Below are 25,554 nucleotides of genomic sequence, written 5' to 3' on the forward strand. Positions count from 1 at the left end.
ATAATTTAAACACGAGGAAATCTACAACCTGTAATTTCCTCGTTATTTTACTAATAGGTATAATTTTCCTACATCAGGTAGAAAGCTAAATAATGTTCATCTAAAAATATCACACAACAATTTAGTGTTTAGATAATTTATATCTATAACTATTACCCGCATATTTCTTTTGATCATTGATAAAAAATCAATGGCTAACCTTACTAATTATTGGGTCAATTATGTATCGATTTTTTGAAAAATTGGTGTCAGCTTATCCTAAAGATGGCGCACAACCTACCGCTAAAAACTTTTTTAAATTTATTTGGCAATCCACAAAAGGCATTCGCATCTTTATATTATCACTCATTATACTTAGTGGTTTAAGTGGCGCTTTTGAAGCTTTCTTATTTGCGGCTTTAGGTAAAGTAGTTGATTGGCTGGCTGTCATTGAGCCAAGTAAATTTTGGCAACAAGAAAAAAGTACCTTAATTTTATTTACCTTAATCATTTTAGCAAGTACGTTGATTATTGGCTTACAAACCATTATTAAGCATCAGTCACTTGCTGGTAATTTTCCGATGAGAATACGTTGGAATTTACATCGTTTAGTCCTAAATCAAAGTATGCGATTTTTTCAAGACGAATTTGCAGGCAGAATATCAGCAAAAGTCATGCAAACAGCCCTTGCCGTTCGAGATACCTGTTTTTTGGTAGCAGATATTTTAGTTTATGTGCTTATCTCGTTTATCACCATGGCAGCAATTATTGGACAACTCGATCCTTGGTTCTTATTACCCTTTTTTGGCTGGTGTGTCCTTTTTGGCATTGCTATGTACTATTTCATTCCACGCTTAAGTAAAGTGGCGAGTATGCAGGCAGACGCCAGATCAACCATGACAGGACGCGTGACAGATGCCTATACCAATATTATGACAGTAAAACTTTTTTCACATGCTGGCAATGAAGCTAAATATGCCCAAGAGTCCATGGATGAATTTTTAATTACAGTCAATAAACAAATGCGCCTAGTGAGCAGTTTTGAAATTGTAAACCATTTGCTTTCTATTTCACTGATTTTAAGTACGACAGCGATTTCACTCTGGCTATGGAGCCAACAATTAGTCGGAGTGGGTGCGATTGCCACAACAACCGCAGTTGCACTACGATTAAATGGTTTTTCACATTGGATCATGTGGGAAATAGCCTCCTTATTTGAAAACATTGGTGTTGTTAAAGATGGAATAAAAACATTTTCAGCCACTCAAGCTGTCACAGATAAACCCGATGCAACTGAGCTTAAAGTCAATCAAGGTAAAATTGAATTTAAGCATATAGATTTTAATTATGATAAAAAACGGTTAAATGCGGTAATCGAGAATTTAGATCTTACCATCAATCCTGGTGAAAAAATTGGATTAGTCGGTCGTTCTGGTGCTGGTAAATCGACACTAATTAACTTGCTGTTACGTTTTTACGATTTACAGAGTGGTAAAATCATTATTGATGGTCAAGATATTACCAATGTTACCCAAGAAAGTTTACGTGCCAAAATTGGTATGGTCACCCAAGATACCTCGCTACTGCATCGTTCAGTAAAAGAAAATTTACTTTATGGTAATAATCAAGCCAGTGAGCAAGAGATGATCATAGCGGCTAAAAAAGCCCATGCTGATGACTTTATTCAAACATTAGTCGATGCTAAAGGTAGAACAGGTTATAACGCCTATGTAGGCGAACGAGGTATAAAATTATCGGGAGGGCAAAGACAACGAATCGCAATTGCTAGAGTCATTTTAAAAAATGCCCCTATTTTACTTTTGGATGAGGCAACAAGTGCACTTGATTCTGAAATAGAGCAAGCCATTCAAGAAAGTTTATATACCTTAATGGAAGGAAAAACCGTTATTGCGATAGCCCATCGTTTATCGACCATTGCAGCAATGGATAGATTAGTCGTGCTCGATCAAGGTAAAATCATTGAGCAAGGTACACACCAACAGCTATTAAATAAAAATGGCTTATATGCACAACTTTGGAAACATCAAAGTGGCGGCTTTTTGGGCGATAACCTTTAGCGAATTATCGATTAAAAAAGGAAGAATATACACGCACGTATAATCTTCCTGTAATTCACATTAGTTAACAAAATTCTTATAAAATTCAGATTCAAATTTCATAATTGCACTTTTAGGCTCATTTTGGCTTTCAGCTTGATAGCCTGACAGTAACTGAACAAAAGCAATATAATGACCATCAGATTTTTGAATAAATCCAGCTAAATTATAACTACCTTGTATATAACCTGTTTTCGCAATAATAGCCTCTTTAAACGGTGGTTGGCTAAAACTTTTACGATATTGCAAAGTGCCATCTATTCCAGCTATGGGCAGTTTTTCAATAATTCCTAAGCGTGCATTATTAGCTGCAATGTATTGTAATACTTCCATTAATTTATCGGCACTAACTAAATTTAATCTCGACAATCCTGAACCATCCGCAATGACAAGATTCTCTAAATTAATTCCTGCTTTTTTGCGTAAAATTTGTTTTACCGCATCACTTCCATTACGCCAGGTACCTGAGATATTAAAATAGTGAGCACCCAGAGTTCTAAATATAGCATCAGCATACAAGTTATTAGACTTTTTCAACATCACAGTTAATAAATCAGACAAAGGAGCAGACTGACTTGCGGTTAACAAGGTAAGTTGTGAGTTAGTTTTTTTGTTTTTTTCTATTATGCCACCGGTATAACTTATTTTTTGTGCTTTTAGTTCATTCTTTAAAATCGTTGAAAAATATTCAATACTATCAACAACAGCAAACTTTAATGGCATTTTATCGGCACTAGCTGAGATACACCCAGACAAATAATATCGATTTTTATCTGAATAACTCACATCAAGTTCGCAATATTTATCATTTAAATCTTTACTGTTTGCAGCAACAGTTCGAACATCACTGGTAATTATCACAGGATTGCTAGCGGCAACAGATGCAGATGCAATAGCACCAACTTTATTCGGTGTAATTGTTGCGTAAAAACAGTTATCATCAATTGTTGCGGCTGATGAAGGTGCGCTATAGCAAGCCGTTAAGTTATTCCATGACCAGCCTGGTGCTTTATCATGACTGGTAAAAATCGAGGTATCTAAAATTATATTACCTGCAATCTTTTCAATCCCTTTTTGGCGTAAAGCAATAAGCATACTGCGTAATTTTTCACGCGAAAACGTTGGATCACCACTTAATTGGATAATTAAATCACCATTTAATTGTTTATTACTTATTGTGCCATTAGTTTGCATTCGTGTAATAAACCGAAAATCGCTGCCTAACTCAAGTTCGGCTGCTAAAGCAGTAATCACTTTTTGTGTACTGGCCGGTTGCTTGAATTGATCACTTTTATATTTAGCTAAAAGTTTAGGATTATTTTCAACCGTCTGTACTAAAATTGATATATCACTGCCTTTGGGTAGAGTAGAAATATAAGGTTCAACAGATTGTGCTTGGAGTAGACTGGAAAAAATTGCGATAATAAATAAGATAAATAGCCGAAAATTTAGCATGGAAGTTTGCTCGAAAGTTTAATAAACAAAGACAGTTTAAACAATTTGATAAATATATCTTTTTTTGGTTTTGCTATCAATATATACTCAATCATTTTTATGAAGATGTTTGATATAACTTAGAACAATACTTACATTACGTCATAAATCAATCTGAAAATTAGGTAATGTCACTATGATTCACAACTCATTAGGTTTCCCTATAGAAACAATTTTAGTTTTTATTATACTAGCAATTGTAGCAATAAGTATTGATTTATATGCTCATCATAATGATAAGCCTATTACTTTAACTAATGCTATAACCTGGTCTATTTTTTGGATTGTTATTGCATTATGTTTTGCGCTATTTTTATATATTCATCACGGCGCTGAAATAGCAAGCTTATTTTTAACAGGTTATGTGCTTGAAAAGGCGCTTTCAATCGATAATTTATTTGTCATTATGGCACTGTTTTCGTGGTTCAGCATTCCTGAAAATTATCGTCATCGATTACTTTACTTAGGCGTGATAGGCGCGATTATTTTCCGGGCTATTTTTGTCATCATTGGTACCGAATTATTAGCCCTAGGTCCTTGGATGGAATTGGTTTTCTCAGTCGCCGTTGCCTACAGTGGCGTAATGATGTTAAAAAACCAAAATCATGACCAAGCTATCAAAGATTACTCACACCATATTGCTTACCGAATTGCTAACCGTCTGTTTCCAACCTATCCCAAACTGGTTGGTCATCACTTTTTTTTGTCACGAAAACAAGTGCAAAATGAATTGACTAAACCAGAAAATAAAAATTTAAGCAATATCAATACTCACAAAGCGTTATATGCAACACCGCTTTTCCTATGTATTGTCGTTATTGAGCTGAGTGATGTCATGTTTGCTTTTGATTCCGTGCCAGCAGTTATCGCGGTGAGCCAAGAACCTTTAATTGTCTATAGTGCAATGATATTTGCTATTTTAGGTTTAAGAACACTGTACTTTGTATTAGAAGCGATGCAACAATATCTCGTGCATTTAGGTAAAGCTGTTATTTGCTTATTATTTTTTATCGCTATCAAATTGGCTCTGAATGCTAGCAACCATTTGTTCGGATACGGAATCGACATAACCCCAACAATGAGTTTATATATTGTGTTAGGTCTATTAGCTTTAGGGATTATTGCCAGTTTTATCTGGCCTAAAAAGAATAAACCCGCAAGCAATTCATAATATTAGGCAGGTAAAAAAACCTGCCTAACTATTAGATTTTACTGTCTTTTTAAACCACGAACACAATAACTTACCGCTAAAATAACAAACCAAATTGGTGTTGCTATAAGCGCTTGGCGGGTATCTGTCTCAAACGTCAATAATACAATTACGAAAGCAAAAAATGCCAAGCATACATAACACATTAAAACGCCACCAGGCATTTTAAATTTAGATTGCTGATGTAAATCCGCTTTTTTTCGATAATAAGCGATATAAGAAACCAGAATCATCGACCAAATAAACATAAATAAAATAGCGGAAATGGTAGTAACAATGGTAAAAGCTGCCATTACGTCCGGTACTAAATAAATTAAAACTACACCACCAAATAAACAGGTACATGAAAACAGTAAACCATTGGCAGGGACAGATCTGCGCGATAATTTCCCAAAAGGTTCTGGAGCATCTTGTTTTTTGGCTAACCCAAATAACATTCGGCTGGTAGAGTAAATTCCACTATTGGCAGAAGATGCAGCTGAAGTTAAAACTACAAAATTAATAACACTGGCGGCGGCGGGTAAACCAATTAAGGTAAATAACTCAACAAACGGGCTTTTATTTGGCGAAATTAAAATCCAAGGTGTGACACTCATAATAATAATTAACGCAAAAACGTAAAAGAAAATAATACGAGCGGGTACCGAATTAATTGCTCGAGGTAGATTTTTATTTGGATCAACAGTTTCAGCGGCTGTAGTACCCACCAATTCAATACCCACAAAAGCAAAGATTGCAATTTGAAAACCAGCAAAAAAGCCCATTGAACCATGAGGGAAAAACCCACCATAACTCCATAAATTGGCAAAAGAAGCGGTAGTATTGGTCTGCTCTGAGTGAAAAGCAGTCAAAATCAAAACAAGTCCAACAACAATCAATGCTAAAATTGCAACAATTTTAATCATTGAAAACCAGAATTCGGTTTCACCAAACATTTTCACTGTTAATAAATTCAACGTCAATAACACAATTACCGTCAAGAGCATTGGGATCCATGCATGTAATTGAGGGAACCAATGCTGCGCATAACCAGCAATAGCAACAACATCAGCTATTCCAGTGATTACCCAGCAAAACCAATAAGTCCATCCTGTAAAAAACCCAGCCCAAGGGCCTAACAGATCATTGGCAAAATCACTAAAGGATTTATATTTTAAGTTAGACAAAAGGATTTCACCCATGGCTCGCATAACAAAAAATAAGATAAAGCCAATTATCATATACACAAAAATAATCGATGGTCCTGCAAGACTGATCGTTTTACCTGACCCCATAAATAAGCCGGTACCAATAGCACCACTGATTGCGATTAGTTGAATATGTCGATTGGAAAGATTTCGTTTAAGATCACTGTTTGGAGATGTATCGCTCATCGCATTGATTACCTTTAAGTTTCAAAATTTCACACTACTATCCGTAGTGTAGGACTATAAAGTTTATGCCGTCAAACCGCAAGCTTAATTGTTATGAAAACTTTTTATGGCAACATCACATTTAGTGGTAGTTTCTTATAATAGAATTGTGTAGCATAACCACCTATAATTTTATAACGTATTATAATGATTAACTAAGATGAAAGAATATAACCGCCATTATCGAATATATATTGTGTGCATTTTATTTGTACTAACCGTTTTAACTGGTTGTCAAAGTAATGCAAAACGTCAATTTAAACAGGGAAAACTGTACAAAGATGGTAAACTTAGTTCGCCACTCAATGTTAGTCATCCTGATCTGGGGATTCCAGTCAATATTACCGATTATGTGCTTCAAGTTAACAAAATTAAATCTACATCCCCATCTTTATATCGAAAAAATGAACATATTTATAAAGCAATAGATAACTGGATTAACCGGTCGTTAGGGGCAGATGAATTTAACAAAGTGGGGCTAAATAGTTATGAAATGGCAGGCCAAGATGGTTATGGTAATGTCCATTTAACGGGGTACTACACCCCTGTCATCAAAGCAAGACACCAACCAAATGCAGAGTTCAAATACCCTATTTATAAAATGCCTGCAAAAACTAGTGGACGATTACCGAATCGCGAACAAATTTATAATGGAGCCCTAGCCGGAAAGGGTCTTGAAATTGCTTACAGTAATTCCTTGATGGATAATTTTATTATGGAAGTACAAGGAAGTGCTTATATTGATTTTGAAGATGGTACCCCTTTAGTTTTCTTCTGTTATGGTGGTAAAAATGGTCATGGTTACTCAAGCATAGGTCGCTTATTAGTCGAACAAGGCGAAATCGATAAAGACAAAATGTCAATTCAAGCCATTAAAGATTGGGCTAAAAACAAAAGTGAAAAACAAGTCAAAGCATTATTAATTCAAAACCGTTCATTTGTTTTTTTTAAACCTCAACCTAATGCTGAGGTAAAAGGTGCAGCAGCGGTACCACTGGTTGCCAATGCATCGGTGGCATCAGATAAATCACTTATTCCAATTGGTTCAGTTGTGTTAGTGGATGTACCCTTACTTGATGACGATGGTCAATATCGAGGTCGTCGGGAAACGCGGTTGATGGTAGCGTTAGATGTTGGTGGCGCAATTAAAGGGCAACATTTTGATCTTTATTTAGGAATCGGTGATAAACCAGGAAAATTAGCCGGATACTATAATCATTATGGTCGTGCATGGGTTATCAAACCCTAAATTATCAACATCGACGGCATCGTTAGAACCTGTTAGAATAAGCAAATAACAGTATATTTAAGGATAACTCATGAGATTATGCGATCGAGATATCGAAGCGTATTTACAAAGTGGTAAACTAAAAATTACACCGCAACCAACAATTCATTGTATCAATGGCGCAACCGTCGATGTTAGATTGGGTAATAAATTTCGTACCTTTCGGGAACATACTACACCTTATATAGACTTGAGTGGTCCTAAAGAACAAGTATCAGCGGTTCTTGAACGTGTGATGAGTGAAGAAATGGTCCTTGCAGAAGGCGATGCTTTTTATCTTCATCCCGGTGAGTTAGCTTTAGCCGTCACGTTAGAGTCCGTTACTATTCCTGACGACTTAGTTGGCTGGCTAGATGGTCGCTCATCACTGGCCAGATTAGGATTGATGGTACATGTGACCGCTCACCGTATCGATCCTGGTTGGCAAGGACAAATTGTATTAGAATTTTACAATTCGGGAAAAATCCCATTAGCGCTCAGACCAGGAATGACCATTGGCGCATTAAGTTTTGAAACATTAACTGGGAAAGCAGCAAGACCTTACAACAGCAGAAAAGATGCAAAATATAAAGATCAACAAGGTGCAGTTGCCAGTCGTATTGATAAAGACTAGCACGCTTAGTAGCTTATATTCTAAAGGAACATTAATATGATCAAAAAAATATTGGTTACGCTTTTAATTTTAATCCTCATTATTTCAATCGGCATTGTTTCATTAATCGTTTTTGTTGACCCCAATAATTTTCGAGGATTTATAACCGATACCGTCAAAGATAAAACAGGCTATGAATTAACTATCGAAGGAAATTTACGTTGGCACATTTGGCCACAAGTCAGTATATTAACTGATTCGGTTAAGCTTTCTGATCAAGATGCTAAAAAACCCATTCTAACAGCAGATAATATGCGTTTAGATGTGGAGTTGTTCCCACTGTTTTCTAAAAAATTGACTGTCAAAAATGTATTTATAAAATCGGCTATTATTAATATTACCGATGAAAGTAAAGGATTGGTTTTTGACAACAAAGAAGCTAACAAGCCAAACACATCTAACGGTGAAATATCACAAACTAAACAAGCTGCAAAACCATCAAATTGGGCGTTTACATTAAACAAACTTGAAGTCACTGATAGTACTGTTGTCATTCAACACAAAGATGATTTGATTAACTTTCGCAATATTAACTTAGCGATCGAGCAAAAATCAGATAAAAAAATGACAATTGATGTAAAAGGCAATGTTGATCGTAATCAACAAGATCTTTATTATGCTGCTAATGCTGATGTAGATTTAACCCAATATCCTAATAGCGCAATTATTGATTTGAAGAAATTTGAATATTCTTATAAAGGCATTACCTCATCGTTTAAAGCTCTAAAAGGCAATATCAATGGATTATTTAATTATCAACAAACGAATCCAATGCAATTAAGTAGTAAAAATTTATCTTTTTCAATCAATGAAAACAATTTTAATGGTGCATTTACTGCTAATTTAGACAACAAACCTGATATTGATCTGCAGCTTAGCTCGGATAAATTGAACCTATCGACATTTTTAACCAATGATAAAAAAGTAAACGACAATATCACTATACAACAAACACCTCCTGTGGTATCAAACATTGAAAAAATTGAGAACGAACTCAATTTTCTTAATAGCTTCAATGCTAAACTTAAACTCAATTTAAAACAATTAGATGCTAATAACATTATATTGAATAATATCAATGTAAATATGGTCAATAATGATGGTGTAGCCACCTTTCATGATATCAATTTTGACTTTGCTAAAGGCCATGTAATGGCAACAGGTATCGCAAATGGTAAGCAAAAAAATACACTAATTAAATTGAGTCCTAAAATTAGTAATGTTGATCTTAATACGTTCTTTACCCAAATAGAAACACCTAATGATTTGCAAGGATCATTTAATGCAAATGGTGATTTAGAAGCGAATACATTAATAGGTAATCGACTCTTAGAAAGTATAAAGGGTAACGTAGCAATCAATGTGACCAATGCCAGATTAAATAATATTAATATCAATAATATTATTCAAACTGCAGCAGCAAAATATACCAAAGATATATCTAATCCAGAAAATCAAAAAAACTATACTGAATTTTCTAATATCACAGCTAATGGCTATTTAAGCAATGGTAATTTAGAGCTAACAACGTTAGGAGCCAATTCTCAAACACTCGATGTCACCTCTGGCTCAGGCAGAGTTGGTATGACTCAAAAAGATTTAGATGTGAATTTAAACATTAAACTTTTAGGTGGCTGGAATGGTAAAAACGATACCATTGCAAAACTACAAAAGCTAACTATACCGTTACATATTTATGGGCAATTTGCTAATCTTCATTACCAAATTGATTTAGAACAAGTCATTAAGGATTTATTTAGTGATAAGTTGCAAGACAAGTTAGATAAATTACGCAATAAACTTGAAGGACGTAATTCAAAAGATGACTCTAAATCAAATTCTAAACAAAAAGCAGTAGATCTTTTAGAAGGTTTACTAACTAAATAAAAATAAGACAAATGAATAATAAAAAAGGTGAGTAATATACTCACCTTTTTTGTTTACCAGTTAAAAATAAAACTACAAAATAAACTTGCTTAGATCTTCATCTGCAACGAGTTTATCTAAATGCTCACCAACATACTTAGCATCAATTGTAACTGTTTGCCCATTAAGTTCACTCGCTTCAAACGAAACTTCTTCCATTAAACGTTCAAGCACGGTATGTAATCGACGAGCACCAATATTTTCATTTTGCTCATTTACTTGCCAAGCAGACTCCGCTATTTTACGTATCCCATCTGTGGTAAAATCAATATTCACACCTTCTGTTGCCATAAGTGCTTTATATTGTACAGTGAGTGATGCATTTGGCTCAGTTAAAATACGCTCAAAATCTTCACTGGTTAATGCTTGTAATTCAACTCGAATTGGTAAACGCCCTTGAAGTTCCGGTATTAAATCTGATGGGCTTGCTGTTTGGAATGCACCAGAAGCGATAAATAAAATATGATCAGTTTTTACTGAACCATGCTTAGTTGATACCGTGCATCCTTCAACTAAAGGTAATAAATCACGTTGCACCCCTTCACGAGACACATCAGGACCAGAAGAATTACCACGCTTACAAACTTTATCAATTTCGTCAATAAACACAATACCATTTTGTTCAACAGCTTCAATGGCTTGATGTTTAAGTTCTTCAGGATTTACAAGTTTAGCAGCTTCTTCTTCAATTAACTGTTTAAATGCATCTTTAATTTTCATTTTACGTGGTTTTGTTTTTTGACCACCTAAATTTTGAAACATCGATTGTAATTGATTCGTCATTTCTTCCATACCCGGAGGTGCCATGATTTCGACACCAATATTAACGCCGGCTACTTCAATTTCAATCTCTTTATCATCAAGTGCACCTTCACGGAGTTTTTTTCGAAAAGCTTGTCTAGCTGTTGAATCGTTATTATTTTCAACCTGTCCCCATCCATCTTTCGCTGGTGGGACCAGTACATCTAAAATACGTTCTTCAGCTAACTCTTGTGCACGATTGCGATTTTTTTCTATTGCTTCTTGACGAATCATTTTGACAGCGGAATCGGTTAAATCTCGAATAATAGAGTCAACCTCTTTACCAACATAACCGACTTCTGTAAATTTTGTTGCTTCGACTTTGATAAATGGAGCACGTGCTAATTTCGCTAATCTTCTGGCGATTTCGGTTTTACCTACCCCTGTTGGTCCAATCATTAATATATTTTTGGGTGTTACTTCATGGCGTAACGCTTCATCAAGCTGCATACGACGCCAACGATTACGCAATGCAATAGCAACAGAACGTTTCGCTTTATCTTGACCAATGATATGTTGGTTTAATTCGCTTACTATTTCGCGAGGAGTCATCTCAGACATAATAATTTTCTCTTAAATCGGTTTAATTAATAATTGAGTTCTTCAATTGTTTGGAAGTTATTGGTATATACACAAATATCTCCCGCTATTGATAATGACTTTTGCACAATATCATGTGCAGATAATGAAGTATTATCCAGTAGCGCACGTGCTGCCGCTTGAGCATATGGTCCTCCCGAACCAATAGCAATCAAATCGTCTTCTGGTTGAATAACATCACCTGTACCAGTAATAATTAATGAGGCACTTTCATCGGCAACAGCAAGCAATGCTTCTAATTTACGTAACATCCTATCGGTACGCCAATCTTTCGCTAACTCAACTGCAGACTTGGTTAAATGACCTTGATGCATTTCAAGTTTTCGTTCGAATAATTCAAAAAGCGTAAAGGCATCAGCTGTGCCGCCTGCAAATCCTGCAATTACTTTGTTATTATATAATCGACGAACTTTACGGGCATTGCCTTTCATAATTATACGTTCACCAAGTGTCACTTGCCCATCACCACCAATAACCACTTGCCCTTCACGGCGAACACTGACTATTGTTGTCATATTCTGCTCCTTCTCTTACTTACAATAACTAAATTTGGAATGAATAGAAAATATATTGGGACGTTTAAATCATTTTCAACATCTTTGAGTGAAAGATGTTGAAAATTTATTTTATGAAGATCAAAATTTGAACATTAAGCTATTTTGGTTGGAATTCAAGAGTCATATTTTTTACTTCATTATACAGATTATTGGCAGGTCTTGGTATCACCGCAAGTTTGGTAGCGGCAAGCGCTTCTCGGCATAAAGCATCATCCCCACCTTTTGAAATGACATTAAGTAATAATCCATCGGGCGCAATTTGAATCTGCAAAACACAGTGTTGCCCACTATAAACATTAGGAGGATTAATAAATTTATTACTTATTGCATTTTGTACTAATGACTTATATTTGTCTAATTCACCATCCGACACACCTTTACGGCTAGCCGTTGCTCCTTGAGCATTTGAAGTACTTGGCGCACCTGATGAGGTTAATCCACCTAACAGATCATTTAATGCTTTATCATTTTTAGCTTGTTTAGCTTTCTCTGCCGCAGCTTTTTGGGCGGCGGCTTTCTCGGCTGCGGCTTTTTCTGCGGCAGCTTTCTCGGCTGCGGCCTTTTCAGCGGCGGCTTTCTCTGCCGCAGCCTTTTCAGCGGCGGCCTTTTCAGCGGCAGCTTTTTCTGCGGCGGCCTTTTGAGCGGCAGCTTTCTCGGCTGCAGCCTTTTCAGCGGCGGCTTTCTCGGCTGCGGCCTTTTCAGCAGCAGCTTTCTCTGCTGCAGCCTTTTCAGCGGCGGCTTTTTCTGCGGCGGCCTTTTGAGCGGCAGCTTTCTCGGCTGCGGCCTTCTCAGCAGCAGCTTTTTCTGCGGCGGCCTTCTCTGCAGCGGCGTTTTCTGCTGCAGCCTTTTCAGCGGCAGCTTTTTCTGCTGCGGCCTTATCAGCAGCGGCTTTTTCTGCTGCAGCCTTTTCAGCGGCAGCTTTCTCGGCTGCGGCCTTTTCAGCAGCGGCTTTTTCTGCCTCTTGCTGTTTTTGTTGTTCAGCAATTTTTAAACGCTCTTTTTCAAGATCTTTTAACCGTTGCTGTTCAGCTAATTGCTTCTCTTGTAACTCTTTAGCCTGGTTTTCTAATTGTTGTTGTTTTTGTTTATCCGCCTTTTGTTGACTGGTTTGAGCTTGTAATTGCCTTTGATATTGTTCAGTCATAACCGAGGGATCAACCATAATCGCATCGATAGATTGACCATTAATACTACCATAGTTAGCATTATCATCTTGTATAGCTCTATAGCCAAGAATGATAATTAATATTAAATGCAATAAAATAGATATTACAATTGGTACGCTTAATTTAGAATTTGGCTTATAAGACATTGCTGACATTTTTAACGTATTATTATGTTTAATTAAATTGGTTGAGTCATCAATCCAACAGATTTAACGCCTGCAGATTGTAATAAATTCAACGCCTTTATAATTTCTTCGTAAGGAACATTTTTAGCACCACCAACTAAAAAAACAGCTTTTTCGTTAAGTGAAATTTGATGCTTAACCTCGGCAACAATTTGCTCTTGCGGTAAATTTGATTGACGATCTTGATCAATGATCAATGCGTAAACGCCAACATCAGATACTTCAATAATGATTGGTTTATTATCTGAAGGTGAAACTGTTTTTGATTCCGACGCTTCAGGTAAATCAACTTCAACACTTTGACTGATAATGGGTGCAGTTGCCATAAAAATCAATACCAATACCAATAGTACATCCAATAATGGAACTATATTGATTTCAGATTTTGTGGAATAACGTGAACGTCTGCTCATAATTAATTACTTCCTAACCGCAACAGCTTGACGTTGTAAAATAGCTGAAAATTCATCAATAAAGTTTAAATAGCTTTGCTCTATTCTACTGACGCTTAATGATAAACGATTATATGCCAACACCGCAGGAATAGCAGCAAATAGCCCTATAGCGGTTGCAATCAATGCTTCTGCAATACCAGGTGCAACCATTTGAAGTGTTGCTTGTTTAACTGCACCTAATGAAATAAATGCGTGCATTATCCCCCAAACAGTACCAAATAAACCAATATATGGACTGATAGAACCAACTGTTCCTAAAAAAGGAATATGTAATTCTAAATTATCAAGTTCACGATTCATGGCTAATCGCATCGAGCGAGATGCGCCATCTAATGCCGCTTCTGACATATTTGGATTAATTTGATATAGCCGAGAAAACTCTTTAAAACCCGAATAAAAAATATGTTCTGTACCACTGATATCTTCTTTATTGAATTTTGCTTTATCAAATAAAACATTTAATTCATCAGATGCCCAAAAACTATTTTCAAATTGATCAACTTGTTTTTTAGCTTTTCCTAAAATTTTACTACGTTGAAAAATAATAGCCCAAGACATAACAGAAAAGCTCAGTAACAATATCATCACACATTGTACTAATAAACCTGCTTGTAAAAACAAATCAATAATATTAAGATTTTCCACTTATATAAACTCCGAAACTAATAACTTAGGAAGCCCACATGGCTTCATTTTAGTCATATCTACACACGCAATAATCACATCAGCAGAACTGATAGCTTGCTTGTTTTGATTAAAAATAGTCTGTTTAAAGATAATAGACGCCTTGCGAACTTGCTCAATGCTACTGCTAATTGTCAGCATATCATCTAAACGAGCTGGAAAGAGGTAGCTAATATCCATCTTTTTTACAACAAAAGCAATACCTTCTTGTAATAACTTTTGTTGACTAATATCGAGTTGTCTTAGCATTTCGGTTCTAGCTCGTTCGAAAAAAGCAAGATACCGAGCATGATAGACAACTCCACCTGCATCGGTATCTTCATAATAAACCCTTGCATTCCAATTAAATTGTTTCATATTCAAATATCACGTAAAAAAAATTTGTTGTTATTATATCTAAATATAAAATTCGCCGCACTATGATATAAAATTACTTAAATGAAAACAATTATCATTTGTGACTAATTCGATTATAGTGACAATTTTTAAATTAAAAAAAGGTGACGATAAGCCACCTTTTTAATTAACTTTATACTAATAACTTACTGATTATTTGACTCTTTATCACTACTAATATGTTCTACCCATAATCCAGTAACGGCAGATAACATACAAGCTGCAATAATGCCTACAAACCATAATACATAATACATATCTGTTCCTTAATAAAGAGAATGTTTATTATTTTCAATATGATTTTTATCAAGTCGTCCAAACATTTTAATATATGACCAGATAGTATATAAAAGCACTATTGGTAAGAAGATTAATACCACTACAAACATAATATTAAGTGTTAATTGACTTGATGTTGCATCCCATATAGTTAGACTTGCATTTGGCATAATGCTTGATGGCATAATAAATGGGAATGTTGCGATAGCATAAGTAAATAATACACAAGCAATTGTTAATGACGATAAAATAAAAACTAATGCGTTTTTATTTAAACCAGAACAAAGAATAGTTAACAATGGCAAAACGACACCTAAAACAGGCACTAACCATAAAATTGGATAATTCATATAATTTGTTAACCATGATGTATCGGTCGATACAGTCTTCGCTAATGGATTAGAGGCAGCATTGTGATCAATAACACTTGTCACTTCATATCCATGAATACCAAAAGCTACCCAAACTCCAGCTAAAACAAAAGCAATGACTAAAATCAAACTTGCCACTTGAGTTGCTTTCCTTGCGCGCAAATAAAGCTCACCAGAGGTTTTCATTTGCAACCATGCTCCACCATGAGCAACTATTAACATTAAACTAACGACACCTGTTAATAGAGCAAATGGGTTAAGCAAACCGAAAAAGTTACCATCATAAAATACACGATAAGTATTGTCGTATCTAAACGGAACACCTTCTAGTAAGTTTCCAAATGCAACGCCAAATACCAATGCAGGAACAAAACTCCCAACAAAGATACCGCCATCCCATAAGTTACGCCATTTTGAATTTTCTAATTTACTACGATAATCAAAACCAATTGGTCTAAAAAATAGCGCACATAACACTAATATCATCGCAATATAAAAACCTGAAAATGAAGCAGCATAAGCCATTGGCCAAGCTGCAAATATACCTGCTCCACCAGTAATTAACCATACTTGGTTACCATCCCAATGAGGGGCAATGGCATTTATCATAATACGACGTTCTGTATCAGTTTTTCCGATAAATGGTAGTAAAATACCTACTCCCATATCGAATCCATCTGTGACAACAAAACCGATTAAAACAACGCTAATCAGCACCCACCAGATGACGCGTACAATTTCGTAATCAATCATTGTGTATACTCCCTATGCCCTATTCTGTTACCGGTTGTGTTTTTTCATAATGATAGTTGCCTGTACCTAAAGAACTCGGTCCCAAACGTGCAAATTTAAACATTAAAAACATTTCAGCAACTAAAAATAAGGTATAAAGACCACAAATCAATATCATTGTAAATAATACTTCACCTGGAGTTAATGACGAATTTGCTACACCTGTTGGTAAAATATCTTGAATAGCCCAAGGTTGACGACCGTATTCAGCAACAAACCAACCACACTCACAAGCAAGCCATGGGAATGGTAAAAACAACATTAATAAACGATGTAACCAGCGTCTTTCTGTAATTTTATTTTTATAAGTGGTCCACAAAGCAAAACCCGTACCAAGAATCATTAATAATCCTAGACCAACCATACCACGGAATGCCCAAAATAGCGGCCAAACGGTAGGAATAGAATCTTCAGCAGCAGCTTTGATATGTTGTTCTGTTGCTTCAGGAATAGTTAAATTATCACGATCAGTAAAGCGTTTAACCAAATAACCATAACCTAAATCAGCTTTATTATCTTCAAAAGCTTTTAATACGGCAGGATCTTGATCACCTTTTTGAATTTTTTCCAAGTTTGTATAAGCCAAAACACCATTACGAATCTTGGTTTCATTGGTATTTAAGATGTCTTTCAAACCAATAACTTGAGTATCTAATGAACGTGTTGTCATAATACCCATAACATATGGAATCTCAATAGCAAATAAATTTTCTTTATTTTTTTGAGAAGGAAAAGCTATAACATTAAATGATGCTGGAGCAGGTTGAGTTTCCCACTCACCTTCAATCGCAGCGAGTTTAGTTGGTTGAACAGTGGTCATTTCGTGACCAGCTTCATCGCCCATAAACGCAACTAAAATCGACATAATAAAACCAAACATTGCAGCTACAGCAAAAGAACGTTTGGCAAAAGCAACATCACGTTTTCTAAGTAGATAGTATGAACTAATACTTAAAACAAAAATAGCACCAGTTAAATAACCTGCTGCAACAGTATGCACGAATTTATATTGCGCAACAGAATTGGTAATTAACTCAAAAAAGTTCGCCATTTCCATTCTAGCATTGATAGGATTAAATTCAGATCCAACAGGGAATTGCATCCAACCATTAGCCACTAATATCCACAATGCAGAAAGATTTGAACCGAATGCAACACACCAAGTAACCAATAAGTGCTTACCTCGACTTAATCTATCCCAACCAAAAAAGAATAGACCAACCATTGTCGATTCTAAGAAAAATGCCATTAGCCCTTCGATAGCTAGTGGTGCACCAAAAATATCTCCCACATAGTGTGAGTAATATGACCAGTTCGTGCCGAACTGAAATTCCATTGTCAAACCTGTGGCAACACCAACGGCAAAATTAATACCGAAGAGTTTTCCCCAGAATTTGGTCATATCTTTCCAAACTTGCTTACCACTTACAACGTATACTGTTTCCATAATTGCTAACAAAAACGCTAAACCAAGCGTTAATGGTACAAAGATGAAATGATACATTGCAGTGAGTGCAAATTGGAGGCGTGATAGTTCAACTATATCAAACATATTTGCTCCCTACTACATAAATGCTCACTAAATTAATATCGTTATTGACCGATATTGTACATCAATATTTTAAAATATAATTTGACGGATATCAAAAAACTACATATTAAATTGTTTTTTTACAACATCACCGATATCAGCCAAACTACTAACAACAGTTATACCTGCAGCTTGTAGTGTTCTGGTTTTTTCTTCAGCAGTGCCTTTATTACCCGAAATAATTGCGCCAGCATGCCCCATACGTTTACCTGATGGTGCAGATACCCCTGCAATATAACCAATAACAGGTTTAGAGACATGTTTTTTAATATACTCAGCGGCTTCCTCTTCCGCACTACCTCCAATTTCACCAATCATAACAATGGCTTCTGTTTTAGGGTCCTGCTCAAGTAATTTTAAAATTGAAATAAAATCACTACCTGGAATAGGATCACCGCCAATCCCGATGCAAACTGATTGACCTAACCCTATGTCGGTAGTTTGCTTAACTGCTTCATAGGTTAAAGTACCAGAACGGGAAACAATGCCTATTTTACCGGCTAAATGAATGTGCCCCGGCATAATACCTATTTTACATTCATCAGGAACAATAATTCCCGGGCAGTTAGGTCCAATCATGACAGTATCGGTTTGTTTTAGTTTTTCTTTAACTATTAACATGTCTAAGGTTGGAATACCTTCTGTAATACAGACAATCAATTTAATGCCGGCATCAATTGCTTCTAAAATTGAATCTTTACCAAATGCGGCTGGTACATAAATAACACTTGCAGTCGCCCCCGTAGTTGCTACTGCTTCCTTTACGGTATTAAAAACGGGTAAACCTAAATGCTGAGTTCCACCTTTGCCTGGTGTTACACCACCAACTAATTTAGTGCCATAGGCTAATGCTTGCTGTGAATGAAAGGTTCCTTGACTGCCAGTAAATCCTTGGCAAATAACTTTGGTATCTTTATTAACTAAAATTGACATAATTTCCGTTCTCCACTCTTTCTTATTATGCAACAGCAACTATTTTTTGTGCAGCATCAATTAAACTTTTTGCAGTAATAATATTTAACTGACTTTCAGCTAATATCTCTCGAGCAATCTCAGCATTATTACCTTCAAGGCGGACAACAACAGGAACCGCAAGACCTATTTCTTTTATTGCGTTAATAATTCCATCAGCAATTAAATCACATCGAACAATACCACCGAAGATATTGACTAAAATTGCTTTAACATTTTTATCAGATAAAATTAATTTAAATGCTTCAGATACACGTTCTTTGGTCGTGCCGCCACCAACATCTAAAAAGTTAGCCGGTTCACCGCCATATAATTTGATAATATCCATCGTAGCCATGGCAAGACCTGCGCCATTAACCATACAACCAATATTACCTTCTAAAGATACATAGCTAATTCCCTGTTTGGCGGCAATTGATTCGCGTTCATCTTCTTGTGTGGTATCTCTTAGCACATTCAAATTTGGATGTCTAAAAAGCGCATTATCATCAATAACAACTTTCGCATCCAAACAAATCAACTCTTGAGCATCGGTAATCACTAAAGGGTTCACCTCAGCTAAAGACACATCGTTTTCTAAAAAAAGCGTAGCTAAATTGACAAATAATTTAGCAAATTGATTAATTAGTTTACCGGATAAACCCAATTTAAATGCGAGTTCACGTCCTTGATACGCACAAGGTCCGGTTAAAGGATCGAGTGAAATTTTATGAATTAGATGGGGTGATTTTTCAGCGACACTTTCAATATCCACCCCACCTTCTGTAGAGGCCATAATAACTACGCGCTTAGAACTTCTATCAATTACTGCACCTAAATACAGTTCTTTATCTATATTAGACGCTTTTTCAATGAGAATTTGATTAACCGGTTGACCTTTAGATGTGGTTTGATAAGTCACTAAATGCTTACCCAGCCACTTTTCTGCAAACTGTTTGATTTCATTAAAATCGTGTGTACAAATCACGCCGCCTGCTTTACCACGACCACCAGCATGAACCTGACACTTTGCCACCCAAGCGTGAATATCTGCTTGAGACGCCAATTTAGCTAAGGTATCTTGTACTTCATCAATTGAGTTACAAACATAACCTTCTGGAACAGGTAAATTATATTGTTTAAAAAGATATTTTGATTGATACTCGTGCAGGTTCATAAATAAATTCCAAAACTTATGTTATTATTAAATTTTCAACAATTCTAATCCAAGATCAATCAATTGTGTAGCAAATAATATGGTATGATGATGGTAATTGAGAATTATTGCTGATAACAGGTGACAATGATATACTCAAAAAATATTTTTTATATTGTAAAACAGTGAAGGTACAAATATGGCAAACGTCGGTATTTTTTTTGGTAGTGATACAGGTAATACAGAGAATGTAGCTAAACAAATCCAACTTATTTTAGGAAGTGAACAAGCAGATCTTTTTGATATTGCTAAAACCACCAAAGAACATATAGAAAAATATGATTATCTTTTTTTCGGCATTCCGACTTGGTATTATGGTGAATCACAAGCAGATTGGGATGATTTTTTTCCTAATCTAGAGCAAATTGATTTTAATGGTAAAACGGTTGCTATTTTCGGTTGTGGTGATCAAGAAGATTATGCCGAATATTTTTGTGATGCAATGGGAACTATACGCGATATTATTGAACCGAAAGGTGCAAAAATTGTTGGGCATTGGTCAACTGATGGATACAACTTTGAAGCATCTAAAAGTTTAGTTGACGATAACCATTTTATTGGATTAGCAATTGATGAAGATCGCCAACCAGAATTGACAGAACAACGCATCGCTACGTGGGTAAATCAAGTCAAAAGCGAAATGAATATTTAATCTATCAAAGTGATTTATTTTATTTTCCGTACATAATCTTATAATATAACTGATTAATTAACTAAACTGGAATGCAATATGACAAATCATGATAACGATAATAACGCTGCACTAAAAAGCGCAGGTTTAAAAGTTACTTTACCAAGATTAAAAATTTTAGAGTTATTGCGCGATCCTTCATGTCAACATATCACAGTCGAAGATCTTTATAAAAAGTTACTTGATATGGGTGAAGAAATTGGACTTGCCACAGTTTACCGTGTTTTAAATCAATTTGATGATGCGGGTATTGTTACACGTCATAATTTTGAAGGTGGACGAGCGGTTTTTGAGCTATCAACTCAAAAACACCATGATCATTTAATATGTTTAGATTGTGGCGAAGTATTTGAATTTCGTGATGAAATTATTAATACCAGACAAAAAGAAATTGCCGAACAATATGGCGTTAAGTTAACGTTCCATAGTTTGTATCTTTACGGTCATTGCCAATCAGGAAATTGTAAAGCACATCCCGAACTTCATACCAAAAAATAAGGCCTATTATTAATAGGCTTTTTTTCTTATTTAACTCTTAATAAGTATCTCATCTATCAGGTTAATAATTACATGAAACAACTTTTGAATTTTATTCCACTGATTTTCTTTTTTGTCTTTTTAACAATGTATGATATTTTTGCTGGCGTTCAAGCACTCATGATCTCAGCAACCATTGCTTTTCTTATTATTCTCGTTATTTATCGAAAAATAGATAAAGTAGAGTTGTTATCCTACCTAATGATCATGATTTTTGGTGGTTTTACATTATATACTCGTGAACCCAATATCATTAAATGGAAAGTGACAATCATTAATTTTATCTTTGCTTCTGCTTTATTAATTAGTCAATTTATTTTTAAAAAAAATCTTTTACAGAAAATGCTTGGTAAAGAGTTACAATTAAACTTAGCTGTCTGGAACAGACTAAATTTGTTATGGATAATATTTTTCATTTCGTGTGGAGTCATCAGTTTAATCACAACTTATTATGCTCCTGATGAATTTTTTTGGATTTTCAAAGTATTTATTTTACCCGGTGCCTCTTTACTATTATCATTAATATCTGGTATCTATATTTATCGAAATTTAAATAAACACGCTAGTACCGAGTAAAATGTTATAACTAAGGCTTTCATCATGAAACAAGACACAACTAATCCTAAAGGACAATTGGTATTAAGAACACTTGCGATGCCTGCTGACACAAACCCACATGGCCATATTTTTGGTGGTTGGATTATGTCACAAATGGATCTAGCTGGCGGAATTTTATCAAAAGAAATTGCCAGAAACCGTGTAGTAACAGTCAATGCAAGTAGTATCACATTTTATAAACCGGCAATGGTTGGCGATGTTGTCTGTTGTTATGCTCATTGTATTAAAACAGGTAAAACCTCAATCACTATTGGCATTGAGGTTTGGGTAAAAAAAGTACTCGACACATCAGACACCCCTCAACGTTTTTGTATTACTGACGCAGTATTTACTTATGTATCAGTTGATAAACATAACAATCCTAAGCCATTACCTGAAATTTTTCAGCATTATGATTGTAGCAAAGATCCCATTAGTCAATTAAACTTAAGCAATAGTTAACTAATATGCAATATACTTCATTTCATGCCTTAATTAGTTCATTAATCTTCTTCGTTTATTGGTTGATAATCGTTGCAGTAACTTTACGGATAGTGTTTAAGCGTAGACCAACAACTTATGTCATTGCTTGGATGTTGGTCATTTACATCTTACCTATCGTTGGGATTATTCTTTATTTTTCACTTGGTGAAGCACATTTAGGTCAACAACGCGTTAAACGTGCGCAAAAAATGCGACCAATCATTGCTAATTTTATCAATCGAATTAGTGTATTTTCTGATATTTTTACCACCAAAGTTAGCCAAGTCAGTAAACCCATTTTCCAACTTTGTAAACACCAGACCGGACTGGATGGTATAAACGGTAACCATATCGAGCTGCTTAGTGACACCGATACCATATTTGATAAACTCATTGAAGACATTAATCAAGCCACGTCTAATATTGAAATGGTTTTTTATATTTGGAACGAAGGCGGTCGAGCAGATGATGTTGAAAGCGCACTGATTTCGGCCACCAAAAGAGGAGTAACATGTCGGTTAATGGTTGATTCAGCAGGTAGTCGCCATTTTCTTAAAACTAACGCAAGCAAAAGAATGCGAGCAGCTGGTATTATAATTGTTGAAGCGCTTAAAGTTAATTTATTGCGCTTTATGTTTAGGCGGCTCGATCTGCGCCAACATCGTAAAGTGGCTATTATTGACAATTATATTTCATATACAGGTAGTATGAATATCGTTGATCCACGCTTTTTTAAACAAAATAAGCATGTTGGTGAATGGGTCGATGTTATGGTAAGAATGCGTGGACCTGTCACCACCTTAATGGGTGCAATTTATGCTAGTGATTGGGAATTAGAAACCGGTACCGATTTAGCCTTACCGCAAATTACTGACTTTGCAGAACCACCAGAAGAGAAAAAGCATATCATGCAACTTATTGCTTCTGGTCCTGGTTATATGGAAAACATGATCCATCAGGTGTTACTCACTGCTATTTATTCAGCACAAGAGCAAATTATTTTCACCACACCCTATTTAGTACCAAGCGATGATATTTTACATGCAGTTTGTACCGCTGCGCAAAGAGGGGTTGAAGTAATTATTATTGTTCCTAAAAAGAATGATTCATTAATGGTCAAATGGGCAAGCCGAGCTTTCTTTTCGGAACTGCTCGATGGTGGTGTAAAGCTATATCAGTTTAATGATAACTTATTGCACACAAAAAGTGTGTTAATTGATAACCAGTTAAGCTTAGTTGGTACTGTAAATTTAGATATGCGCAGTTTATGGTTAAATTTTGAAATTACCACCGTCATTGATGATGCTGAATTTGCCCAATCGTTATCTAACCTTTTACAAAAATATTTAGCGCAATCAGACGAAGTCAATATCGAAACTTGGAAACAACGACCCATTTGGCAGCACGTCGTTGAACGGCTCTTTTACTTTTTTGCTCCATTACTGTAATTGGTGATATTTAATTACAGTAATTAATAGCCATTTTGTGATAAATCCGGTACAAATCGATTATCACAAATTCGAAAAACAGACGTGTCAATTGAACCATTATCATTTAATTTAATTTCGCGCCAGCCTGGCGCATCTTTATCCGCTAACTGAAAATCATAGCTATTTGGTTTAAATTGAACACAAGTTGATGGCGTTGAAAACGCTAAGCAGTGATGCCATAAATGATCTTGCTCTTGATGAATATGTCCCCATCCCACCCCTTTTATTTGTTGGTGACCTTGGACAATTTGCTCCAATTGACAACTATTTTTTAAAATATGTTGATCAAGCCAATGACAACTGGAGGATATAGGGTGATGATGCAGAAAAACTAATGCATTCTTATCTGGATATTTGACTAAAGTATGTTGTAAAAATTCAAGCTCTATATTGCTTAAAAAGCCGTAAGCTTGCCCTTCAACTTGGCTATTAAGAAGAATGATTATCCATTTATCGCCAAGTAATACCACCTTATTATCAGCTAAATCATAATGGGCAAAAACAGACTGCATATAGCTATAGTTATCATGATTGCCAGCTAACCACACACAAGGCGTTTTTAAACTTATAATTTGCTCTGCAAAACGTTGATAAGCATGTTTGGATCCATCTTGTACAAAATCGCCAGTTGCCACAATTAAATCATACTTTCTTTTGGCGCTTTTTATTTCATCTAACACGGCTAAAAAACTTGCATTTGAATTTACACCAAGTAATACACTGCTGTCACCGGCAAAAAGATGCATATCGGTAATTTGTAATATTTTGGCGTGTTGTTTATTTTGTGTTGGAAGCTGTAAAAGTGATTCCAAAATTCACCTCAATTATTCATTAATACATTACAGTTAATGACGGAAATAGCAAAACCTAGGGGTGTAGCAAGTGATATAATTTTTATTATAAATCCAAGCGTTATATTAAAGTGTAAAATAGATCACATTTTAATGGAAGAAATAATTAAATGTGATCGGCAATACTCATTACATCCACTCATTTTTTAATCGATGATGATTAAGTTGTAACCACTGTAGGGCAATAATTGAAGCCGCATTATTAATTAAACCGTCTTCGACCCATTGGTAAGCTTGTTCTCTGCTCACTACATGCACTTTGATATCTTCGTTTTCTTCAGCTAATCCATGAACACCTTTTGCTGTCGTTGAATCAACCTCACCAACCAAAATATGCAATTTTTCAGTTAGACCACCAGGTGAAGCCAGATAACTTGTAATTGGCATACAACGACCAACTTTAATCCCTGCTTCTTCCATAGCTTCGCGTCTTGCAACATCTTCACAAGATTCATTTTCATGATCCATCATGCCGGCAATCAGCTCTAACATCCATGGAGTATCTTGAGTTTCAATAGCGGCAATACGAATTTGTTCAATTAAAACCACTTCATCACGTTTAGCATCATAAGCTAATAACACAACAGCGTGCCCACGTTCTAAAATTTCTCTAGTGACAAATTCACTAACTGAACCATCGAATTTACGGTATTGAAAACGATATTCAAGTAATGAAAAAAAACCTTTATACAAAACTCGTTTGGTTAGATTGAACACATCGTTTTTGTTAAAATGGACAGGATTATTGATAATTTTCATATTGTTTCTCAATTTTAAGCTAAA

The 25,554-nt window shown here is 35.4% G+C and carries 25 protein-coding genes; 10 read left to right on the forward strand and 15 right to left on the reverse strand.

The window, feature by feature from the left end:
• Nucleotides 1–221 precede the first annotated feature (221 nt).
• Nucleotides 222–2,057 carry an ABC transporter ATP-binding protein gene (locus tag J3U57_RS00980; protein ID WP_267343574.1) on the forward strand — a complete coding sequence of 612 codons (1,836 nt, stop codon included), beginning with the start codon at nucleotides 222–224 and terminating at the stop codon, nucleotides 2,055–2,057.
• Nucleotides 2,058–2,117: 60 nt separating this feature from the next.
• Here J3U57_RS00980 and dacB read toward each other — a convergent pair whose 3' ends face one another.
• The gene (gene dacB, locus J3U57_RS00985; RefSeq protein WP_267333293.1) at nucleotides 2,118–3,551 is read right to left on the reverse strand and encodes a serine-type D-Ala-D-Ala carboxypeptidase; all 1,434 of its coding nucleotides are present in this window, start codon (nucleotides 3,549–3,551) and stop codon (nucleotides 2,118–2,120) included.
• Nucleotides 3,552–3,726: 175 nt separating this feature from the next.
• Here dacB and J3U57_RS00990 point away from each other — a divergent pair, with 175 nt between their 5' ends.
• Nucleotides 3,727–4,761, forward strand: coding sequence for a TerC/Alx family metal homeostasis membrane protein (locus tag J3U57_RS00990; protein ID WP_267343575.1), 1,035 nt, complete (start codon nucleotides 3,727–3,729; stop codon nucleotides 4,759–4,761).
• Nucleotides 4,762–4,799: 38 nt separating this feature from the next.
• Here the strand turns inward: J3U57_RS00990 and cycA are convergent, their stop codons facing one another.
• Nucleotides 4,800–6,173 (reverse strand): D-serine/D-alanine/glycine transporter, encoded by a 1,374-nt coding sequence (gene cycA / locus J3U57_RS00995; RefSeq protein WP_267333291.1) that lies wholly within the window; start codon nucleotides 6,171–6,173, stop codon nucleotides 4,800–4,802.
• A gap of 199 nt (nucleotides 6,174–6,372) precedes the next feature.
• On the opposite strand from cycA, the gene mltA reads away from it, so the two are divergent.
• The 3 genes from mltA to asmA all read left to right on the forward strand — a co-directional run bounded on the left by mltA (nucleotide 6,373) and on the right by asmA (nucleotide 10,039).
• A complete protein-coding gene (gene mltA, locus J3U57_RS01000; protein WP_267343576.1) occupies nucleotides 6,373–7,461 on the forward strand; it encodes a murein transglycosylase A in 1,089 nt (362 codons plus the stop codon).
• A 70-nt stretch (nucleotides 7,462–7,531) separates the two neighbouring features.
• The gene (gene dcd / locus J3U57_RS01005; protein WP_267343577.1) at nucleotides 7,532–8,113 is read left to right on the forward strand and encodes a dCTP deaminase; all 582 of its coding nucleotides are present in this window, start codon (nucleotides 7,532–7,534) and stop codon (nucleotides 8,111–8,113) included.
• A 36-nt stretch (nucleotides 8,114–8,149) separates the two neighbouring features.
• Nucleotides 8,150–10,039 carry an outer membrane assembly protein AsmA gene (gene asmA, locus J3U57_RS01010; RefSeq protein ID WP_267343578.1) on the forward strand — a complete coding sequence of 630 codons (1,890 nt, stop codon included), beginning with the start codon at nucleotides 8,150–8,152 and terminating at the stop codon, nucleotides 10,037–10,039.
• A 72-nt stretch (nucleotides 10,040–10,111) separates the two neighbouring features.
• Here asmA and hslU read toward each other — a convergent pair whose 3' ends face one another.
• The 11 genes from hslU to sucC all read right to left on the reverse strand — a co-directional run bounded on the left by hslU (nucleotide 10,112) and on the right by sucC (nucleotide 20,083).
• A complete protein-coding gene (hslU, locus tag J3U57_RS01015) occupies nucleotides 10,112–11,440 on the reverse strand; it encodes an HslU--HslV peptidase ATPase subunit (RefSeq protein ID WP_267333288.1) in 1,329 nt (442 codons plus the stop codon).
• Between the two features lie 26 nt (nucleotides 11,441–11,466).
• The gene (gene hslV / locus J3U57_RS01020; protein ID WP_065556332.1) at nucleotides 11,467–11,994 is read right to left on the reverse strand and encodes an ATP-dependent protease subunit HslV; all 528 of its coding nucleotides are present in this window, start codon (nucleotides 11,992–11,994) and stop codon (nucleotides 11,467–11,469) included.
• A gap of 139 nt (nucleotides 11,995–12,133) precedes the next feature.
• The gene (gene tolA / locus J3U57_RS01025; RefSeq protein ID WP_267343579.1) at nucleotides 12,134–13,348 is read right to left on the reverse strand and encodes a cell envelope integrity protein TolA; all 1,215 of its coding nucleotides are present in this window, start codon (nucleotides 13,346–13,348) and stop codon (nucleotides 12,134–12,136) included.
• 32 nt (nucleotides 13,349–13,380) lie between these two features.
• The gene (tolR, locus tag J3U57_RS01030; RefSeq protein WP_065634314.1) at nucleotides 13,381–13,800 is read right to left on the reverse strand and encodes a colicin uptake protein TolR; all 420 of its coding nucleotides are present in this window, start codon (nucleotides 13,798–13,800) and stop codon (nucleotides 13,381–13,383) included.
• A 6-nt stretch (nucleotides 13,801–13,806) separates the two neighbouring features.
• Complete coding sequence (gene tolQ, locus J3U57_RS01035) at nucleotides 13,807–14,487, reverse strand: protein TolQ (protein WP_267333286.1); 681 nt, start codon at nucleotides 14,485–14,487, stop codon at nucleotides 13,807–13,809.
• Complete coding sequence (gene ybgC / locus J3U57_RS01040) at nucleotides 14,488–14,883, reverse strand: tol-pal system-associated acyl-CoA thioesterase (protein ID WP_267333285.1); 396 nt, start codon at nucleotides 14,881–14,883, stop codon at nucleotides 14,488–14,490. It abuts the gene before it with no gap.
• A gap of 185 nt (nucleotides 14,884–15,068) precedes the next feature.
• Nucleotides 15,069–15,179, reverse strand: coding sequence for a cytochrome bd oxidase small subunit, CydX/CbdX family (locus tag J3U57_RS01045; RefSeq protein WP_141671549.1), 111 nt, complete (start codon nucleotides 15,177–15,179; stop codon nucleotides 15,069–15,071).
• Nucleotides 15,180–15,188: 9 nt separating this feature from the next.
• Nucleotides 15,189–16,325, reverse strand: a complete 1,137-nt coding sequence (gene cydB, locus J3U57_RS01050; RefSeq protein ID WP_267333283.1) for a cytochrome d ubiquinol oxidase subunit II — start codon at nucleotides 16,323–16,325, stop codon at nucleotides 15,189–15,191.
• Between the two features lie 19 nt (nucleotides 16,326–16,344).
• Nucleotides 16,345–17,916, reverse strand: a complete 1,572-nt coding sequence (locus tag J3U57_RS01055; RefSeq protein WP_065634310.1) for a cytochrome ubiquinol oxidase subunit I — start codon at nucleotides 17,914–17,916, stop codon at nucleotides 16,345–16,347.
• A gap of 99 nt (nucleotides 17,917–18,015) precedes the next feature.
• Entirely contained in the window at nucleotides 18,016–18,888 is an 873-nt protein-coding gene (gene sucD, locus J3U57_RS01060) for a succinate--CoA ligase subunit alpha (RefSeq protein WP_267333282.1), read from the reverse strand.
• 25 nt (nucleotides 18,889–18,913) lie between these two features.
• Nucleotides 18,914–20,083 (reverse strand): ADP-forming succinate--CoA ligase subunit beta, encoded by a 1,170-nt coding sequence (sucC, locus tag J3U57_RS01065; protein WP_267333281.1) that lies wholly within the window; start codon nucleotides 20,081–20,083, stop codon nucleotides 18,914–18,916.
• A 178-nt stretch (nucleotides 20,084–20,261) separates the two neighbouring features.
• Here sucC and fldA point away from each other — a divergent pair, with 178 nt between their 5' ends.
• From fldA to cls, 5 genes are all read left to right on the forward strand, one after another.
• Nucleotides 20,262–20,774, forward strand: a complete 513-nt coding sequence (fldA, locus tag J3U57_RS01070) for a flavodoxin FldA (RefSeq protein ID WP_267333280.1) — start codon at nucleotides 20,262–20,264, stop codon at nucleotides 20,772–20,774.
• A gap of 78 nt (nucleotides 20,775–20,852) precedes the next feature.
• Nucleotides 20,853–21,311, forward strand: coding sequence for a ferric iron uptake transcriptional regulator (gene fur, locus J3U57_RS01075; protein ID WP_267333279.1), 459 nt, complete (start codon nucleotides 20,853–20,855; stop codon nucleotides 21,309–21,311).
• Between the two features lie 72 nt (nucleotides 21,312–21,383).
• Complete coding sequence (locus J3U57_RS01080) at nucleotides 21,384–21,926, forward strand: inner membrane-spanning protein YciB (RefSeq protein ID WP_267333278.1); 543 nt, start codon at nucleotides 21,384–21,386, stop codon at nucleotides 21,924–21,926.
• A 24-nt stretch (nucleotides 21,927–21,950) separates the two neighbouring features.
• The gene (yciA, locus tag J3U57_RS01085; protein WP_065634304.1) at nucleotides 21,951–22,409 is read left to right on the forward strand and encodes an acyl-CoA thioester hydrolase YciA; all 459 of its coding nucleotides are present in this window, start codon (nucleotides 21,951–21,953) and stop codon (nucleotides 22,407–22,409) included.
• A 5-nt stretch (nucleotides 22,410–22,414) separates the two neighbouring features.
• A complete protein-coding gene (gene cls / locus J3U57_RS01090; protein ID WP_267343580.1) occupies nucleotides 22,415–23,878 on the forward strand; it encodes a cardiolipin synthase in 1,464 nt (487 codons plus the stop codon).
• Nucleotides 23,879–23,901: 23 nt separating this feature from the next.
• On the opposite strand, the gene cpdA is transcribed toward cls, so the two are convergent.
• Nucleotides 23,902–24,732 (reverse strand): 3',5'-cyclic-AMP phosphodiesterase, encoded by an 831-nt coding sequence (gene cpdA, locus J3U57_RS01095; RefSeq protein ID WP_267343581.1) that lies wholly within the window; start codon nucleotides 24,730–24,732, stop codon nucleotides 23,902–23,904.
• Nucleotides 24,733–24,900: 168 nt separating this feature from the next.
• Nucleotides 24,901–25,530, reverse strand: coding sequence for an ADP-ribose diphosphatase (gene nudF / locus J3U57_RS01100; RefSeq protein ID WP_267333275.1), 630 nt, complete (start codon nucleotides 25,528–25,530; stop codon nucleotides 24,901–24,903).
• Between the last annotated feature and the right edge of the window lie 24 nt (nucleotides 25,531–25,554).

Origin of the sequence: Gilliamella sp. B3464 (genome assembly GCF_026536145.1) — a bacterium.
Lineage (GTDB): Bacteria > Pseudomonadota > Gammaproteobacteria > Enterobacterales > Orbaceae > Gilliamella.